We start from the raw sequence: 16559 nt of genomic DNA, 5'->3' as shown, positions 1-16559 counted from the left end.
AGGCGTCGGGTACGGGCGCGGGGACGGGCGACGGGTCAGCGGACGGAGCCGGGCTTGCGCGGCGGACGCGGCCGCGGAACGGAGCGGGGCTTCGGCGTCTGCCGGGTCCGCGCGGGACGTCCCGCGCGGCCGGGAAGCGCGGTCCGCCCCGGGAGCGCGGTGCGGTCCTGGGGCAGGCGGAGCGCGGAAGGGATGGGGGACCGGGCACGCATGCGATCTCCTCTTCACTGGCCTTGATGTACTCTAAGTGCAGTGGTTTGAACTTAGTACTGCACTTGCAGTGATTGCAAGGCGATGTGATGGAGGTCACAGTGCGACGCAACCCCGCCCGCCGGACGGCCCTGCTGGACGCGGCGATCGAGGTCCTGGCCCGCGAGGGCTCGCGCGGCCTGACGCTGCGCGCGATCGACGCCGAGGCGGGCGTCCCCACCGGGACCGCCACGAACTACTTCGCCAACCGCGCCGACCTGCTCACCCAGGTCATGCACCGCACCCGCGAGCGCCTCACCCCGGATCCGCGGGCACTGGCCGAGACGATGCGGCAGGCGCCCACGCACGCGCTGGTCACCGAGCTGATGCGCCAGCTCCTCGGCCGCATGCGGGCCGACCGGACCGGCTACCTGGCCATGCTGGAGCTGCGCCTGGAGGCGACCCGGCGCCCGGAGCTGCACTCGGAGCTCGGCGGCTTCCTCACCGCGGAGCACGAGGAGGTCGTCCGCTTCCACCTGGACGCGGGCCTGCCCGGCGACGCCACGGGCGTCGGCCTGCTCTACTTCGCGATGGCCGGGCTGCTCCTGGACGACTTCACCGTCCCCGCCATCACCGAGCCCTACGACACCGGCGCCCTGATCGAGACGATGGTGGACCGGCTGCTGCCGGAGGCCCGCTAGACCGCCCGGTCGAAGACGCCCGGCGCCGGGCGGATGGCGCCGACGACCGCGTCCCCGCCGCGCACCTCGACGGCCGCCAGCTCGTCCAGGGCCGCCCGGTCGGCGCCGTCGTGGACGCCGAGGGCGCGCAGCAGCGCGACGGTCACGGGCGTGCGGGCCCGCATCGCCCCATCGTCGATCTTGACGACCCCGGCGCGCCCGTCGGCGAACGCGAAGGCGTCCACCCCCTCGGCGCCGCACTTGACGAGCAGGCCGGGGACGGCGTCCATCAGCTGCCGCTCCTCGCGCCGGGTCCCGGACGTCCACTGCGGATGCGTCCGCATGGCGTCGGCGACGCGCCGCTCGTGCGTGCCCGGCTCGGCGAGGACGAGCGCGCGGAACGCCCGCGCGACGCCCGCGATGGACACGGCGAACAGCGGCGCCCCGCACCCGTCCACGCCGACCGCCGCGGCGGGCTCGCCGGCCAGCTCCTCGACGACCTCCCGGACGGCCTGCTGCAGCGGGTGGCCGGGATCGAGATAGGAGTCGACGGGCCAGCCCGCGGTGACGCAGGTGGCGAGCATCGCGGCGTGCTTCCCGGAGCAGTTCATGCGCAGCCGCGAGGCGCCGCCGCCCGTCCGGGCGGCCTCCTGCTGCGTCGCGGGGTCGAGCGGCCAGCTCTCGGGGCAGCGCAGGTCGCCGGCTCCCAGCCCGGCGCCCGCGAGGACCTTCTCCACTCCCTCGACGTGGAAGTCCTCACCGGAGTGGCTGCCGGAGGCGAGCGCCAGCAGCTCGCCGCCGAGTTCGAGGCCGCCGCGCAGCATCGCGACCGCCTGCAGCGGCTTGTTCGCCGACCGGGGGAAGATCGGCGCTCCGGTCTCCCCGGCCCGGAAGGCGACGCCCCCGTCGGCGGCCAGCCCGATCGCCGCCCCCCGATGCCGGGACTCCACGAACCCGGAACGCTCCACCTCGACCAGCACAGGATTGACGTCCACCGCACTCCCCCATCACCACGACACCGGCGCTCCCCCACCCCGCGACGGCCTCCCGCCCGCAACGGCGATCTCGAAGGTCAAGTACCCGGCACACCGCATGAAAGCAGCACCGGGCACCACGAAAACGGCCAAGTTCCCCCATCCCGGCTTGACTCACCCGGAGGGGACGCGGTCTTCCGCGGTTCAGCGGGGCTTCGTGGCGAGGAGGGCGCGGGCTTCGGCGGCGGGCATGGGAGGACGCTGGGCCAGGCGGGCCGCCTGGGCCGCGCGCTCCACCAGCTCGGCGTTCGCCGTGACCGGCCGGCCCTTGGCGAAGGTGACCGTGTCCTCCATGCCGACCCGCAGGTGGCCGCCCGCCGACAGGGCGGCGAACATGACCGGCAGGGACGTCCGGCCGATGCCGGTGGCCGACCACGTGGCGCCTTCCGGAAGCGCCTCGACGGCGGCCACCAGGGTGCGGGCGTCTCCCGGCATGCCGCCCGGGACGCCCATCACCAGGTCGCAGTGGACGTGCCCGCCGTAAGGGAGCCCGTGCTTGTCCAGGAGGCGGTGCAGCGACGTGATGTGCCCGAGGTCGAACAGCTCGAACTCGGGGACGACCTCCAGCTCCTGGGTGCGCTTGTACAGCTCCACCATGAACGACCACGGGTTCATGAACACGTCGTCGCCGAAGTTGACCGTCCCGCAGGTGAGCGAGCACATGTCGGGCCCGGCGTCCAGGACGCGGAGCCGGTCCTCGTACGGGTCGGTGACCGCGCCGCCCGTGGACAGCTGGACGATCAGGCCCGTGCTCTCCCGCAGCGCCGTCACCGTGTCCCGCAGCAGGAACGGGTCGAGTGTGGGCCGCGTGTCGTCGTCGCGGACGTGCACGTGGATCACGGCCGCGCCGGCCGCCTCGCACTCCTCGGCCGTCCGGACCAGTTCATCCAGGGTGACGGGCAGGGCCGGGACGTCCGCCTTGGCGGACTCCGCGCCCGTGGGCGCCACCGTGATGAGCGTCGTTGCTCCCATGGCGGCAGAATGCATGGTCATGCGTGCTGTAGTCCAGAGGGTGAGCCGGGCGAGCGTTTCCGTGGACGGTCGCGTCGTCGGCGCGATCGAGGGGCCGGGACTGCTGGTCCTCGTCGGCGTGACGCACGACGACGGCGCGGAAAGCGCCCGCAGACTGGCGTCCAAGCTGTGGGGGCTGCGGATCCTGGAGGGCGAGAAGTCGTGTTCCGACCTGACCGCGCCGCTGCTCGTCGTGAGCCAATTCACTCTCTACGGGGACGCGCGGAAGGGCCGCCGCCCGTCCTGGACGGCCGCCGCGCCCGGCCCCGTCGCCGAGCCCCTGGTGGACGCGGTGGTCCGGGAGCTGCGCGAGCTGGGCGCGAAGGTCGAGACCGGGGAGTTCGGCGCGGACATGAAGGTCGCGCTCGTCAACGACGGTCCGATCACGCTGATCCTGGACGTCTGACCGCGCGGCCGGTCGAAGGCGCGCCGCCGGCCCGGAACGCCCGGGTCAGCGGAATCCGTAGACCATGCCGACGAGCGCGGCGACGGTCCCGCCCGCGGCGAGGAGGATGAGGGCGCGGTCCTGCGGGACGAGGCGGCCGCGCACGTCCGAGGACACCACCACGGTCCCGGTGTCGCTCTCGTCCCCCACGGGGCCGTGCTCGAACGGGTTGCGGAGTCCGGCGAGGCGCCACAGCGCGTCGTTGCGGAGCCGCTGGTGGGCCGGGCCGCAGGCGAAGAGCCGTCCCCGGGTGCGCTCGGTGCAGGACGCGCCCTTCGGCGTCAGCACCCTGCACAGGGTGGGGACGAGGGTGAACTCGTACAGGCACCAGCCCAGCACGCCGAGCAGCGCGAGGCGCCACGAGTGCTGCCAGCACGCGAGCCCGGCGATCGCCGCGAACACGGCCCACCAGGTCAGGGCGGACTCCCGGCGCGGGCGGCGCCGGGTCCCTCCCCTCCGCGCCGCAGGCGGCTCCCCTTTCCCCAGGTTCGGGACCATCGGTAGGAATCCACCTTCCCCGGGCACAGAACGGTCAGAAATCGTCTTATCAGACGATATTCGTCCCGGGGGCGGGCTGCTACCCGGTGTTCCGCCTACCTGGCATTCCGCCTACCCGCGTCCCGCCGGCCGGCGGCGCAGGGCGATCTGCGCGTTCGCGCCCGTCTCCGGCGACACGACGACCTCCTGCGCCGCCGCGACGCCGCCCGCGAGCAGCTCGGCGTCCACCGGGACGTTCCGCTTGACCAGTGCCAGCGCGACCGGCCCCAGCTCGTGGTGCCGGGCCGCCGACCCGACGAACCCGACCGTCCGGCCGCCGGGGATCTCCACCGGGTCGCCGTGCGCGGGCAGCCGGTCGACGCTGCCGTCCAGGTGCAGGAACACCAGGCGGCGCGGCGGACGCCCGAGGTTGTGGACGCGCGCGACGGTCTCCTGCCCCCGGTAGCAGCCCTTGTTCAGGTGGACGGCCGTCTCCACGTACCCGGCCTCGTGCGGGATCGTCCGGTGGTCGGTGTCGAGCCCGAACCGGGGCCGGTGCTCGGCGATGCGCAGCGCCTCGTACGCCCAGATCCCCGCCGGCCTCAGATCCGGCGGGAACTCGCCCCGCGGGACGATCCGCGTCGTCGTCCCGGCGACATCCGGCCAGGCGGGACGGCCGTCGTCGGGACCGCCGGGCCCGGTGACCACCATGAACTCGTCCGACACGTCCGCGACCTCGACGCGCAGCATGAACCGCATCCGGTCGAGGAACTCCACCAGCGCCGGGGCCGTCCCCGGCTCGACGTGGGCCCACACGGCCTCGCCGTCGTCGACGAGGAACAGGTGGTGCTCGATGTGCCCGTTCGGGCTGAGCAGCAGCGCCTCGGTCGGCTCGGACGGCTTCAACCCGTCCAGATGCTGGCTCAGAAGGCTGTGCAGCCAGCTCAGCCGGTCCGGCCCCGAGACGCGCACGACGCCCCGGTTGCTCCGGTCGACGAACGCCGTCCCCTCCTCAAGGGAGCGTTGCTCCCGTGAAGGGTCCCCGTAGTGCGCGGCGACCTCCTGGTCGGGCGCGTCGGCGGCGACGGCTCCGGGCGACTGCAGCAGAGGGCTCTCCATGCCGTCCAGACTATGCCGCGGACCCGCGAACCATGCCGCCGTGACCCTGCCGCCGTGACCCTGCCGCCGTCACTATGCCGCCCGGCTATCTCCCGCGGCAGTCCTTGCAGCGCCCGTAGACGGTCAGGTGGTGGACGTCGGTCTCGAAGCCGAAGTCGCGCGCCAGGACGTCGGCCAGGCCGGCCGCCGCGCGGGGGTCGACGTCCTCCACGGTGTGGCATCCCCGGCAGACGAGGTGGATGTGCTCGGCCTCGGCGGCGAGGTGGTAGTTCGGCGGGCCGTGCCCGAGGTGGGCGTGCTTGACGAGCCCGAGCTCCTCCAGGAGTTCGAGCGTCCGGTACACGGTGGAAATGTTCACGCCGCGGGCGGTGCGCTGCACCTCGGTGCAGATCTCCTCGGGGGTCGCGTGCTCCAGGTTGGTGACCGCTTCGAGCACCAACTGGCGCTGCGGGGTCACCCGGTAGCCCTTAGCCCGCAGCTCCTCCTGCCACGACTCGACCATGCACCGAGTCTAGGCTGTGCTTTCAAAGTCCCGGCCCACTTCGCTCGCCTTGCGCCTCGCCACGTGACCGGGCCTGGGCGAACGTCCGGTTTCAGCCCTCGGAAAACCCGCTTGCCTCTCCGCGCGGGCTTCGCATACTTTCGTGAGACGCGCGAAAGGAGGTGGTCCTAACTAATGGTTGCTTGTAGGACTCGCGAGGTGACTGTCCGCTAGTCGCCGTTCCGCCTCGGATCCTCCGCCCACGGGCTGAGGTAGCCGGTCGCGACGGTGACCGGCGAATACCAGGCAGTTACCCGGTCCCCGGACCGATGGACCCGTCCTGTCCATCGCCCGCCACCCGGCGGGAAGGTCCGGGGATCGTTCATGTCCGGGGGTCGTTCCCCCGACGCTCACATGCGCGGCCCGCCGGGTCCGGCGCTCAGGAGACCTTCTTCAGCTGGGCCGACAGGTGCGACTGGAGTTGGTGGCCCATCGCCGCCATGTCGTACGCCCAGCCGAGGTCCTCGCCGATCAGCCCGTAGAGGCGGTGGCCGCCGGTGACCTCCTTGGCCGACTCCGTCCGCGCGACGACGTCCGTGTGCAGCTCCACCCGGTTGAACGCCACGTTCCCCACGTAGATCTCGACGATCCCCGTCGGGTGGGCCAGCGTCACCTCGACCTGGTGGTCGGGCCGCGGCCGCCAGTACCCCGTCTCCATGCCCAGCGGACGCCCGAGCGTGCCGTCCTCCTCGATCTTCCAGGTCCGGCTCGCGTAGACCAGGAAGGGCTTCCCGACGTGCGTGAACGAGATCTCCTGGCCGAAGTTGAACGACTCGATCGTGGGATAGCCGCCCACGCCGGCGCCTTCCCAGGTGCCGAGGAGGAACTTCAGCGGCTCAAGGTCCGGGTGCAGCTCAACGTCCATGGGCACCGAGCGTAGCGGCGCGCGCCGCCGTCCGCGCCGCGAGTACCGGCGCCGAGCGGTGATGTTCACGGGCATCGGGTACGGCGGAGGCGCGGCCGTCTTCCTCGCCTGCGCCGCCGTGGTCGCCGTCGACCACCTCTCCTTCGGCTGACCCGCCCGGCCTACTTCAGACGGCCCAGCTTGATCACGAGGAGGACGGCGGCGACCGCCATCAGCCCCAGCACCACGACGAGGATCCCCGCGTTCACCAACCCGGCCACATCGCAGGATGCTACGCGGAACACCGGGCTAGAGTGCCCTCCATGGCAAGACCACTGGTCATCAAGGTGACGGCTGGCGCGGACGCCCCCGAGCGGTGCAACCAGGCGTTCACGGTCGCGGCGGCCGCCGCGGCGAGCGGGGTCCCGGTCTCCCTGTGGCTGACCGGGGAGTCCGCGTGGTTCGCGCTGCCGGGGCGGGCCGCCGGGTTCTCACTCCCCCACGCCACTTCCCTGGACGACCTTCTCGGCGTCGTCCTCGCCGCGGGCCGCGTCACGCTCTGCACCCAGTGCGCCGCCCGCCGCGAGATCGGCCCGGACGACGTGCTGCCCGGCATCCGCATCGCCGGCGCCCCGACCTTCGTCGAAGAGATCACCCTTCCCGACGTCCAGGCCCTCGTGTACTGACACGAGGCGGACGTCCGCCGGCACGGGGCGGACGTCCGGGCGCGCGCTCTCCGGGCCGGCCGCCCGGTGCCCGGACGGCCGTGCGCTCCGGAGGCCGAGCAGGAGCCCCGCGACGGCGGACCCGGCGAGGCCGAGCATGAGGTCGCCGATGGTGTCGCGGTAGATCGTGACGGTCTCGGGGGTGTCGAGGATGAAGACGCCGTACTCGAAGAACTCCCACAGGATGGCCGCGACCGCGCCCAGGCCGGTGCACGTCAGAGCCAGCGTCCAGGAGCCGAGGCCCGCCCAGCGGCGCAGCGCGACGCCGGCGGCGGCGCTCAGCAGGGCCCAGTTCCCGAAGTGGCAGGCGTCGTCGAACCAGCCGACGGTGTCGTAGAGGTCGGCGGCGTTCCCGGCGACGTCCACCACGAAGGGGGCGGTGACGAGGAGGTCGACGTCCCAGGGGAAGGGCCGCCCCCGGCCGCGCAGCGCCCAGACGAGGGTGATGACCATGACGGCGGCGGGGTAGGCGGCCACCCGCACGCCCATCGCCTTGTCCGCGAACCGGTCCCAGTCGGGGAAGGCGACGGCGAGCGCCAGCAGCGCGGCGAGAGCGGCCTTGGCCGCGAGGGCGGGCGGGCGCCAGCGGCGCGAGGTGTCCATGACCGAAGCATGTCCGCCCGCCCTGGCCGGCGGCATCGGTGCGAGTACTCAGGCCCGTCTGAGTGCCTTCGCCCTGCTTCGGAACCGGATCTGGCGGCCGGGGCGAGGGGCCGTCGCGGTAGAACCGCCGAGGAACGGAAATAGGAGTGCCGACCCGCCCCCGATCCTGGAGCCGCCGGATGGCCGACATACCCGCATGGGCCTGGGGCGCGACGATCGCACTGATCATCGCGCTCTTCGTGTTCGACCTGCTGGTCGCCGTCCGGCGGCCGCACGCGGTGCACATCCGGGAGGCGACGTTCTGGTCGGTGTTCTACATCGCCGTCGCGGTCCTGTTCGGCGGCGCGGTGTGGATGCTCGCCGGGTCGACGGCGGGCACCGAGTACTTCTCCGGCTGGATCGTGGAGAAGAGCCTGTCGGTCGACAACCTCTTCGTCTTCGTGATCATCATGGCCAGGTTCTCGGTGCCGGCCGAGTACCAGCAGAAGACGCTGCTGTTCGGCATCGCCGCGGCGCTGCTCCTGCGGGCGGTCCTGATCGCGGTCGGCGCCGCCGCGATCAACCTGTTCTCCTTCACGTTCCTGGTCTTCGGGCTGGTCCTGATCTGGACGGCGGTCCAGCTCATCCGGCACCGCAACGAGGAACCCGACGTGGAGGACACCTTCCTCGTCCGCCGCGCGCGGAAGATCCTGCCGGTGAGCCAGGACTTCCACGGCGGGCGGATGCTCGCCCACGAGGACGGGCAGCGCGTGATGACGCCGCTGCTGCTGGTCTTCGTCGCCATCGGCAGCACGGACGTGCTGTTCGCGCTGGACTCCATCCCGGCCGTGTTCGGCGTCACCGACGACCCGTTCATCGTCTTCACCGCCAACGCGTTCGCCCTGCTCGGGCTGCGCGCCCTCTACTTCCTGATCGAGGGCCTGCTCGAACGCCTCGTCTACCTGTCGATCGGCCTGTCGGTGATCCTCGCGTTCATCGGCTGCAAGCTGATCCTGGAGTTCCTGCACCAGGACGTCTCCAAGTCCGTCCCCGAGATCCCGACGACGCTCTCCCTGGGCGTGATCCTGGTGATCCTGCTGTTCACCACCGGCGCCAGCCTCGTCCGCGTCCACCACCATCCGGAGGAGAAGGCCAAGGCCGGTTCCCTGCGCGGGCGCCGCGAGAAGAAGCCCCGCGAAGAGGAACCGGCCGCCCGCTGACCGGGCTCAGCCCATGCTCCTGGCCCCGTCCAGCGACTCCCGGATGATGTCGGCGTGGCCCGCGTGCTGGGCCGTCTCGCTCGTGATGTGCAGCAGCACCCGGCGGACCGACCAGTGCGTCTCGGTGTTCCACGGGGCCTTGGGCAGTTCGTGCCGGGCGTCCAGGTCGGGCAGCGTGGGGACCAGCTCGTCGGTCCGGCGGGCCACCTCCTCGTAGGCGTCCAGCACGCCGGCCAGCGTCTCGCCGGGGAGCATCCTGAACTCGTCCGCCCGGCGCTTCCAGTCCTCTTCGGTCATCTGGGTGAAGTCGCCCATCGCGGCGGCACCTTCGAGGATGAAGTCGACCCAGCCCCGCTCGCAGGACGTGACGTGCTTGACGAGGCCGCCGAGGCACAGCTCGCTCGCCGTGGTCCGCTGCCCGGCCTGCTCGTCGGTGAGGTCCCGCGTGGTGAACCGCAGGAAGTGCCGCGCCTTGGCGAGCTCCGCCAGCAGATCCGCGCGCTCCCCGGTGAGGGCCCGCGTGTTGTCAACGTTCATGGTTCCCGCCTTCGGTCATGTCGTTCGGCTGCGGGACCACGCTAGGAACCAAGGCGGTCAGATCCCGGCCTCGATCGCCGGACGGGAGAACTTCTTTGGCCGCGTCAGAGCCGCGCCATGGGCTTTCGCGTGAAGTCCCCTTCCGCCCGGGCGCCGAGGGCGTCCCAGCTCCTGGCGGCTCGGGCGAGGCCGCCGGCGTCGCCCTGCACATCTACGGGACGGACCTCGACCGCGTCGGCTCCAGCGTCCGCCGCTTCTACGACCTCCCGGTCAGGGACTGAGCCGGGCCCTGCCCGACCGGGGGGCGCGCTCAGCCGAGGACGAAGGGGACCCTCACGGCGAGATCACCCAGCTCGGCCTTCTCCGCCCCGGTCGGCATCCGGCGTCCGGTGCCGACCAGCAGCGCGTCCCGGTCGGAGAACGAGCCGGGGAAGGGGCCTCCGGCGATCCGCTCCAGCAGCGCCCGGGCGGCCGCGAGGGTCTCGGCGGGCGGACCGGGCGCCTCCGGCACGTGCGCGATCAGGTCGAGGTGGTGCAGCGTCCACTCGACCACGTACGCGGACAGGTAGTCGCCGACCGTCAGGACCTCGTCCTGGGTCCCGACGCGGGCGGCGGGATCGGCCAGCCCCGCCGCGCGGCCCGCGGCCGAGCCGACGTCGTCGAGGTGGAACCTGAGCAGCCGCGGCTCCCCGTAGGCGGCGGCGAGCCGCGGGATGAGCGCGTCGAGCGGGTCGTCGCCGGTCGGGGGCTCCACGAGCTTCCAGTAGCCGGCCGCGTCCACGGTCGGTTCGGCGTCGGCGGGAGTGACCAGGGTGATCAGGACGTCCTGGGCGTCGATGACCAGATGGCACACGAGGTCCCGCACGAGCCAGCCGGCGCAGCCGGACGGGCGCGCGAAGTCCTCGTCCGGGAGGCCGGCGACCGCCGCGAGCAGCGCCGTCCACGAGCGCGAGAAGTGATCCACTCTCGGCACGGTAACGCCGCGCCGCTACGGCGGACAAGCGGGTCGGGCCGCGCTAGACGGCGGTCGCCGGTGCGGCCGTCCGGGCCTCCAGTGCGCGCACGACCGCGGCCATGTCGGCCTCCCCGTGCCCCAGCGCGACGGCCTCGCCGTAGAGGGCGTGGCACACGTCCAGCAGGGGAGAGGCGAGCCGCGCGGCGCGGGCGGCCTCCGCGATCAGGCGGTTGTTGTCCAGGACGTTGACGAGGGACGCCTGGACGGCGAAGTCGCGGTCGAGCAGCTTGCGGGCCTTGGCGCGCGACACGGTGCTGGCCATCGGCCCGGCGTCGAGCACCTCCAGCAACCGCCGCCCGTCCAGGCCGTGCCGCTGCGCGAAGTGGAACGCCTCCGCCAGCCCGGTGACCATGGTGATCAGGTACAGGTTGACGGCGAGCTTCATCTGCAGGGCCTGCGGAACCGGCCCGCAGACGAACACCTCGCCGCACATGGGGGGCATCAGGGGGCGGACGGCGTCCACGGCCGACGGCTCCCCGGCCAGCATCGCGATGAGCTCGCCCGACTCGGCGGGACCCCGCGAACCGGACACGGGCGCCTCGGCATACCGTCCGCCGGCGGCCCGGACGTCGGCTTCCAGGCCGCGCGAGTAGCCCGGTGACGTCGTCCCCATGTGGACGACGGTCCGTCCCCGGACGTTCGCCGCGAAGCCGGGCGTCCGGCGTCCCAGAACGGAGTCGATGGCGGGGCCGTCGGCCAGCATGAGAAACACCACGCGCGTGCGGCGGAGGACGTCCGCGGGATCCTCCGCGACCGCCGCGCCCGCCGCGCGCAGCGGCTCGCACCTGGCGGCGGTCCGGTTCCAGACGACGAGCCCGGTGCCCGCCCGGACGAGGTTGAGCGCCATGGGCAGCCCCATGACACCGAGGCCGATGAAACCGACGTCGCTGTCCACCATCGCCTCCAGAACTTGCGAGTTATGACAGTGGTCATGATAATGACCCAGGTAAATAGGGCAATAGCAGGTGAAGTTTCGTCGAGGGAGGCGGTCTTGGCGACCGGCGAGAGGGGCCCGCGGGAGCGGATGGTCTTCAGCGCGGCGCAGCTCATCCGCCGCGACGGCGTCACCGCGACCGGCCTGCGCGAGGTCGCCGAGCACGCCGGGGCGCCGCGCGGCTCGCTGCAGCACTACTTCCCCGGCGGCAAGGAGCAGCTGGTCAACGAGGCGGTCGAGTGGGCCGGACGCTATGCGAGCGACCGCGTCGCCCGTTTCGTGGCCGCCATGGCGCGTCCCACGCCCGGCGGGCTCTTCGCGGCGATGGTCCGCCAGTGGACCGACGAGTTCACAGCGACGGGCTTCGACCGCGGCTGCCCCGTCGCCGCCGCCACGGTCGACTGCGCGGACTCCGCGGCGTCCACCCGGACCGCCGCGGCCGCCGCGTTCGCCGCCTGGCGGCGGCCGATCGCCCGCGAACTGACCGCCATGGGCGTCCCGCCCCGCAGGGCGACCGCCCTGGCGACCCTGATGGTCAGTTCTCTGGAAGGCGCCATCCTCCTGGCCAGAGCCGAACAGAGCGTCCGCCCCCTGCGCACCGTCGCCAGAGAACTGGCCCCCTACCTCGACTCCTGCGCCGACCCCCGCGCCCCCGAGGACCCCGCCTGACGCCGTGGCTCAGTGCTTCAGGACCTCAGTGCTTCATGAACTCAGTGCTTCATGAACTCAGTGCTTCATGACCTCAGTGCGACATGACGCCGGGGAGGCGGGTCCGGAAGTCGATGACGCCGGCCCAGGCGGGGCGCAGCGCGATCCGGGCCATGCGGGTCTCGGGGTGGTCGGCGCCGGCCACGTAGCCCGCGCCGCCCTCCTCGCCGAGGAACCGGCGGGCCGCCTGCGCCTGCTCGGGCACCATGCCGTCCACCTCGGTGATCGAGACGCGGCCGCGCAGGAGGAGGACCTCCGGGGGATGCGTGTCGGTGTCGATGCTGACGGCGACGTCGGGACGCTCGCGGAGCGCGCGGACGCGGGCGGCCGGGCGCAGGATCCCCATGGGCGGGCAGTGGAGGTAGGTCGCCATCACCAGTTCCTCGCCGGTCCAGGTGAACCAGGACGGCATGATGCGCGGCGTCCCGTCGACGGCCGTGTAGGCGATGCGGGCCGGGATGGTGGAGTGCAGCAGGCGCTGCGCGACATCGGTTTCGAGCAGGCGCACGTCGCCCTGGGGAAGGTCCATGGTCATCTCCTTCATGGGTTGTCGGAGGGAATGACCATGGACGTCCCGGAAACTCATCGCCGGGCGGCGAGATCCATCGTCGGATGGTCGACGTAGCCGGTCGCGGCGCGCTCCCCCGCGCGGCGGCCGGGGAAGTCGGGGACGCGGTTCACGACCGCACTGTCAGCTGAGCCCTGAAAGGTCGCGGTTCACGACCGTGTTGCGGTCGGTGGGACGGTTCCCGAGGGAAAGCTGAGGCCATTGCCCGGACAGTTCCTGGCGGCTGCGCTCGCTCCAGGCGCGGGCTTCGTCCCCGCGGGTCTTGTAGAAGTTGAGCGCGTACCCGCCGGTGTGGACGCGCAGGAGCGTGAAGCCGCCCGGGTACTCCTTGACCGCCCCGACCTCCTGCTGGACGACCCGGGGTGCGAGCGGGAAAACGGAACGCTGGTTGCGGTGCGTGTGGCCGGCGTGGTGGAGGAAGACGCCGGGCGTCCGGTTGTAGGCCGTGAGGATTCGCAGTGACTGGCCCGCGTCGAGCGAATGGGCCCCGGTGATGGCGAGCGGGTCGTTCTCGGTGAAGAGGGGGTGGTGGCCGAAGACGAGGGTGGGGCGCTCCGGGTCCTTCTTCAGCTCCGCTTCGAACCAGGATTGCTGCTCCGCCGAAAGCCCGCCGGAGTCACCGCCGTCGCCCGGCTTGTCGTAGGTGTCGAGCCCGATGACGCGCAGCCCCCGCAGGTCGTGGGAGAAGTACGTCCGGCCGGACGTCGAGAACGCGTCCTTGAAGCAGTCGTTCCCTTGGTGCTCGCCTGGGCCGCACTCGCCGTAAGGCTCGCCGGAGTGCGCCCGGTCATGGTTGCCCCGGGCTATCAGGTAGTCGTCGCCCAGGGTCCCGAAGGTGTCGAGGATGCTCTTGGCGCTCGCGAGATCGGCGGGGGCGGCCTCGCTCGACACGTCCCCGGCGGCGAGGAGGCAGTGCGCGCCTCGGGCCCGCGCGTCGGCGATCAGAGCCTTCGCCATCACCTCGGGATACGGCGGATGGCCGGGCACCTGCTCGATGCCTTTGATCCAGGGGAGCTGCCCGACCAGCCCGGCCACCGTCTCGCCGAGGTGCAGGTCGTTGCAGAGGGCGACCGAGAAGAGGTGGCTGCCCGGAGGCGGTTGCGGGGTCGTGAAAGCGAAGACCTCCCCGTACGGGGTGCCCGCCGCTTGGCCCGCCGCCAGCCAGGTGGGTGCGGCGTCCCGTCCTCTGGAGCGGGCTCTGTAGTAGTAGGTGCGGCCGGGCTCCAGGCCGGTCAACTCCACGTAGTGGTACGGAGTGCCGGAGGGGCCGTGGGCCACGCTGGTGAGGCGGGACGGGTGCGTCCCGTACAGGACCTCGGCGTCGGACGGCGCGGGTCGCATCCGTCCCAGACCGTCGTCCGTCCCAGGGACGCCCGTGTACCAGGTGAGGACGGCCGTGGTCTCCGTGACGGTGACCAGTTCGAGGTTCACCGGCCGGACGTCGTCCGAAGCGCGCGCGGACGACGCCTCGACGGCGGGAAGGAGCGAGGCGCCCGCGACGACGGCGCTCCAGCGCAGGAGCGCCCGGCGGGAGGGACGGCAGCAGATCACGATCGCTACGGTGGCAGCACGAGGCACACCGCACCAGGCCCAAACCGGCGACGTCCGACGAACCCGGCCGCCGGGCGGCGAACCACCCGAACCGGCCGGGCCTGTCACGTCACATGCTGGTCAGCCAACAAGCAGGCCAGCTCACGAGCAGGTCAGCTCACGAGCGGTCAGGTCATCACGGCCTGGAGGCGCTCCTCGCGGAGGCGGCCCGCCCACGAGTCGTCCAGCGGGGGGAGGTCCCTGCCGACGGCCCAGCGGAGCAGGAGGTCGGCCAGGCCGGGGTTGCGGACGAGCGCCGGGCCGTGCATGTAGGTGCCGAGGACGCGGCCGCTGTAGGCGCCCTCGAAGCCGTTCCCGTCGCCGTTGCCGACGCCGTGCAGCACCTTCGCGAACGGGCGCGCGTTCGGGCCGATGTGCGTGACGCCCTGGTGGTTCTCGAAGCCGGTGATGCGCGGGACGTTCAGCTCCCCCGCGACGTCCCCGACGATCTCGCCGACGGCGCGCTGCTCGCCGCGGCCGGAGCGGATGTCGAGCAGGCCGAGGCCCGGCACGGGCTGGCCCTCCTCGCCGCCGAACTCGTGGCCGAGCAGCTGGTAGCCGGCGCAGACCGCGAACACGACCGCGCCGGACTGCACGGCCCGCGCGAGGCCGCCGTCGCCCCGCAGCCGCTGCGCCGCGAGGATCTGCGGCCGGTCCTCGCCGCCGCCGAGCAGGTAGATGTCGCCGTCGGCGGGGACGGCCTCGTCGGACCGGAGGCTGACGGTCTCGGTGGGGATGCCGCGCAGCGCCGCGCGCCGCTCCAGGACGATCGTGTTGCCCTGGTCGCCGTAGGTGCTGAGCAGGTCCGGGTAGATCCAGACGATTTTGATGCGGTCAGACGACACGGCCGTACCTCGTTCGGATGGTCTGGAAGGCGGTGTAGTTGGCGATCACGTCCAGGTGCCCGGGCGGGACGGCCATGACCGCCTGGTCGATGTCGTCCACCACCGTGAAGGACACCTCGGCGGCCTCCAGCCGGGCGGCGAGGTCGATGCGGCGCTCGCCGGTCACCCACACGGGGCGGCCGCGCAGGATGCGGTAGTCGACGTCCCACAGCCAGGACGTGTCGCGGCCGTCGGGGCCCTGCGCGTTGATCGACAGCGCGACGGGGCCGGGCGCGGGCTGCAGGACGTCGAACGCCTCCAGCCATCCGGCGGGGTTCTTCGACAGCAGCAGCCGCAGCGAGCGGCCTTGGTGCTCGACCGTCGTGTAGCGGCCGGCGACGGAGGTGACCTGCGACAGCAGCGGGAGAGCCTGCTCGGGCGGCACCCCGAACTGCGCGACGACCGCGAGGGCGATCAGGGCGTTCGAGCGGTTCGCGCGTCCGGGCAGGGACAGGCCCGCCAGGGAGTACGCCCGGCCGTCGGGCGCGGTGATCGTGTCGCCCCGCAGCGCCCAGTCGGGGCGGGGACGGGCGAAGTGGCACTGCCGGCAGCGCCAGTCGCTGTCCTCGTCGGTGTCCTGCCGGTCGAGGGGGCCGCCGCACTCGGGGCAGCACCAGGAGTCCTCGCGCCAGTGCTGGCCCGCGGCGACCCAGGTGACGCTCTTGGCGGTGGACGCGCCCCAGGTGACCAGCGGGTCGTCGCAGTTGGCGATGACATGGCTGGTCGGGGACGCCTCCAGCGCGCGCCGCCACTTGCCGGCCAGCAGCCAGATCTCGGCGGCGCGGTCCATCTGGTCGCGGCTGAGGTTCATCAGGGCGACGAGGTTCGCCCCGGTCTCCCTCAGGACCATCGGGACGTACTTCTCGTCGCACTCCAGCACGCCGTAGCGGGCGGACGGGGCGGACGCCAGCGCGGACACGTGCCCGGTCGGCATGTTCGCGCCGAACGCGTTGGTGGCGACCTCTCCGAGCGGCGTCATGGCCGAGGTGATCAGCCGGGTCGTCGTCGTCTTGCCGTTGGTGGCGCTGACGAGGACGAGCTTGCGGTCCTTGGCGAGCCTGGTCAGCAGCTCCGGGTCGAGCCGGAGGCCGACCCGGCCGCCGATCACCGAGCCGTCCCCACGGCCCGCCATTCGGGACATCTTGGCGGCCGTACGACCGAGCGCGACGGCCAGCTGCGAACGCAGCGGAAGATCGCTCATGGACTCCGTCTTCTCTGGATGCGCCGGGAAAACCGCTTTGAGCCTAGCCGCTGAGGGCGGCGCTCGCGGCGTGCCGGGCGGTTCGGGCGACGTCCGTCACACCATCGGTGCACAATGTGAGCAGCATCACAACGATCTCGGTAAACCACTGGCAGCAATCTTGACCAGTACCGACATGTCGTGATTGCGTGCGACCTCCGACTGCGGTGCGCCGGATTACCAACCACGCGTCCAAGAACGGCGTCACCCACTACT

At 72.4% G+C, this 16559-nt stretch carries 20 protein-coding genes and 1 pseudogene; 7 read left to right on the top strand and 14 right to left on the bottom strand.

What is annotated here, in order from left to right; genetic code table 11:
* Positions 1 to 299: 299 nt before the first annotated feature.
* The gene (locus BKA00_RS32585; protein WP_221493397.1) at positions 300 to 890 is read left to right on the top strand and encodes a TetR/AcrR family transcriptional regulator; all 591 of its coding nucleotides are present in this window, start codon (positions 300 to 302) and stop codon (positions 888 to 890) included.
* Here BKA00_RS32585 and BKA00_RS32580 read toward each other — a convergent pair.
* Together BKA00_RS32580 and BKA00_RS32575 are read right to left on the bottom strand one after the other, a co-directional pair.
* Positions 887 to 1864: an asparaginase gene (locus BKA00_RS32580; protein ID WP_185031560.1), complete on the bottom strand. Its 978-nt coding sequence runs from the start codon at positions 1862 to 1864 to the stop codon at positions 887 to 889. The genes BKA00_RS32585 and BKA00_RS32580 overlap by 4 nt on opposite strands.
* 183 nt (positions 1865 to 2047) lie before the next feature.
* Positions 2048 to 2875: a beta-keto acid cleavage family enzyme gene (locus tag BKA00_RS32575; protein ID WP_185031559.1), complete on the bottom strand. Its 828-nt coding sequence runs from the start codon at positions 2873 to 2875 to the stop codon at positions 2048 to 2050.
* A gap of 19 nt (positions 2876 to 2894) precedes the next feature.
* On the opposite strand from BKA00_RS32575, the gene dtd reads away from it, so the two are divergent.
* Entirely contained in the window at positions 2895 to 3320 is a 426-nt protein-coding gene (dtd, locus tag BKA00_RS32570) for a D-aminoacyl-tRNA deacylase (RefSeq protein ID WP_185031557.1), read from the top strand.
* A gap of 45 nt (positions 3321 to 3365) precedes the next feature.
* On the opposite strand, the gene BKA00_RS32565 is transcribed toward dtd, so the two are convergent.
* The 4 genes from BKA00_RS32565 to BKA00_RS32550 all read right to left on the bottom strand — a co-directional run bounded on the left by BKA00_RS32565 (position 3366) and on the right by BKA00_RS32550 (position 6361).
* Positions 3366 to 3857 (bottom strand): hypothetical protein, encoded by a 492-nt coding sequence (locus BKA00_RS32565; protein WP_185031555.1) that lies wholly within the window; start codon positions 3855 to 3857, stop codon positions 3366 to 3368.
* A gap of 111 nt (positions 3858 to 3968) precedes the next feature.
* Positions 3969 to 4955, bottom strand: coding sequence for a CAF17-like 4Fe-4S cluster assembly/insertion protein YgfZ (gene ygfZ, locus BKA00_RS32560; RefSeq protein ID WP_185031553.1), 987 nt, complete (start codon positions 4953 to 4955; stop codon positions 3969 to 3971).
* Between the two features lie 85 nt (positions 4956 to 5040).
* Positions 5041 to 5457, bottom strand: a complete 417-nt coding sequence (locus BKA00_RS32555) for a Fur family transcriptional regulator (protein ID WP_185031551.1) — start codon at positions 5455 to 5457, stop codon at positions 5041 to 5043.
* Between the two features lie 418 nt (positions 5458 to 5875).
* Positions 5876 to 6361 (bottom strand): heme-binding beta-barrel domain-containing protein, encoded by a 486-nt coding sequence (locus BKA00_RS32550; protein ID WP_185031549.1) that lies wholly within the window; start codon positions 6359 to 6361, stop codon positions 5876 to 5878.
* Here BKA00_RS32550 and BKA00_RS32545 point away from each other — a divergent pair.
* Positions 6360 to 6512: a hypothetical protein gene (locus BKA00_RS32545; protein WP_185031547.1), complete on the top strand. Its 153-nt coding sequence runs from the start codon at positions 6360 to 6362 to the stop codon at positions 6510 to 6512. The two genes, BKA00_RS32550 and BKA00_RS32545, sit on opposite strands and share 2 nt — an antisense overlap.
* Before the next feature lie 151 nt (positions 6513 to 6663).
* Positions 6664 to 7026: a DsrE family protein gene (locus BKA00_RS32540; RefSeq protein WP_185031545.1), complete on the top strand. Its 363-nt coding sequence runs from the start codon at positions 6664 to 6666 to the stop codon at positions 7024 to 7026.
* Between the two features lie 102 nt (positions 7027 to 7128).
* Here BKA00_RS32540 and BKA00_RS41010 read toward each other — a convergent pair.
* Positions 7129 to 7668, bottom strand: a pseudogene (locus tag BKA00_RS41010) (DUF2238 domain-containing protein); the annotation flags it as partial.
* 179 nt (positions 7669 to 7847) lie between these two features.
* Between BKA00_RS41010 and BKA00_RS32535 the strand changes: the two are divergent.
* Positions 7848 to 8867: a TerC family protein gene (locus tag BKA00_RS32535; RefSeq protein ID WP_185031542.1), complete on the top strand. Its 1020-nt coding sequence runs from the start codon at positions 7848 to 7850 to the stop codon at positions 8865 to 8867.
* Between the two features lie 6 nt (positions 8868 to 8873).
* On the opposite strand, the gene BKA00_RS32530 is transcribed toward BKA00_RS32535, so the two are convergent.
* A complete protein-coding gene (locus BKA00_RS32530) occupies positions 8874 to 9404 on the bottom strand; it encodes a DinB family protein (protein ID WP_185031540.1) in 531 nt (176 codons plus the stop codon).
* A gap of 95 nt (positions 9405 to 9499) precedes the next feature.
* Here BKA00_RS32530 and BKA00_RS38425 point away from each other — a divergent pair, with 95 nt between their 5' ends.
* The gene (locus tag BKA00_RS38425; RefSeq protein ID WP_221493396.1) at positions 9500 to 9685 is read left to right on the top strand and encodes a hypothetical protein; all 186 of its coding nucleotides are present in this window, start codon (positions 9500 to 9502) and stop codon (positions 9683 to 9685) included.
* A 29-nt stretch (positions 9686 to 9714) separates the two neighbouring features.
* Here BKA00_RS38425 and BKA00_RS32520 read toward each other — a convergent pair whose 3' ends face one another.
* Positions 9715 to 10368 carry a maleylpyruvate isomerase N-terminal domain-containing protein gene (locus BKA00_RS32520; RefSeq protein WP_185031538.1) on the bottom strand — a complete coding sequence of 218 codons (654 nt, stop codon included), beginning with the start codon at positions 10366 to 10368 and terminating at the stop codon, positions 9715 to 9717.
* A 52-nt stretch (positions 10369 to 10420) separates the two neighbouring features.
* Complete coding sequence (locus tag BKA00_RS32515; RefSeq protein WP_185031536.1) at positions 10421 to 11317, bottom strand: NAD(P)-dependent oxidoreductase; 897 nt, start codon at positions 11315 to 11317, stop codon at positions 10421 to 10423.
* A gap of 93 nt (positions 11318 to 11410) precedes the next feature.
* Here BKA00_RS32515 and BKA00_RS40130 point away from each other — a divergent pair, with 93 nt between their 5' ends.
* Complete coding sequence (locus BKA00_RS40130; protein ID WP_221493395.1) at positions 11411 to 12022, top strand: TetR/AcrR family transcriptional regulator; 612 nt, start codon at positions 11411 to 11413, stop codon at positions 12020 to 12022.
* Between the two features lie 73 nt (positions 12023 to 12095).
* Here BKA00_RS40130 and BKA00_RS32505 read toward each other — a convergent pair whose 3' ends face one another.
* The 4 genes from BKA00_RS32505 to BKA00_RS32490 form a co-directional block, all read right to left on the bottom strand.
* Complete coding sequence (locus tag BKA00_RS32505) at positions 12096 to 12590, bottom strand: pyridoxamine 5'-phosphate oxidase family protein (protein WP_230298811.1); 495 nt, start codon at positions 12588 to 12590, stop codon at positions 12096 to 12098.
* 162 nt (positions 12591 to 12752) lie between these two features.
* Complete coding sequence (locus BKA00_RS32500; RefSeq protein WP_221493393.1) at positions 12753 to 14180, bottom strand: fibronectin type III domain-containing protein; 1428 nt, start codon at positions 14178 to 14180, stop codon at positions 12753 to 12755.
* Between the two features lie 167 nt (positions 14181 to 14347).
* Positions 14348 to 15064, bottom strand: a complete 717-nt coding sequence (locus BKA00_RS32495; RefSeq protein WP_185031530.1) for a type 1 glutamine amidotransferase — start codon at positions 15062 to 15064, stop codon at positions 14348 to 14350.
* Positions 15054 to 16304: a Mur ligase family protein gene (locus BKA00_RS32490; protein WP_185031528.1), complete on the bottom strand. Its 1251-nt coding sequence runs from the start codon at positions 16302 to 16304 to the stop codon at positions 15054 to 15056. Before BKA00_RS32490 ends, BKA00_RS32495 begins: the two co-directional genes overlap by 11 nt.
* Positions 16305 to 16559 lie beyond the last annotated feature (255 nt).

Source organism: Actinomadura coerulea (assembly GCF_014208105.1).
Taxonomy (GTDB): Bacteria; Actinomycetota; Actinomycetes; order Streptosporangiales; family Streptosporangiaceae; genus Spirillospora; species Spirillospora coerulea.
The sequence above is the reverse complement of the archived record's forward strand: the minus strand, read 5'-3'. Positions and strand labels throughout refer to the sequence as shown.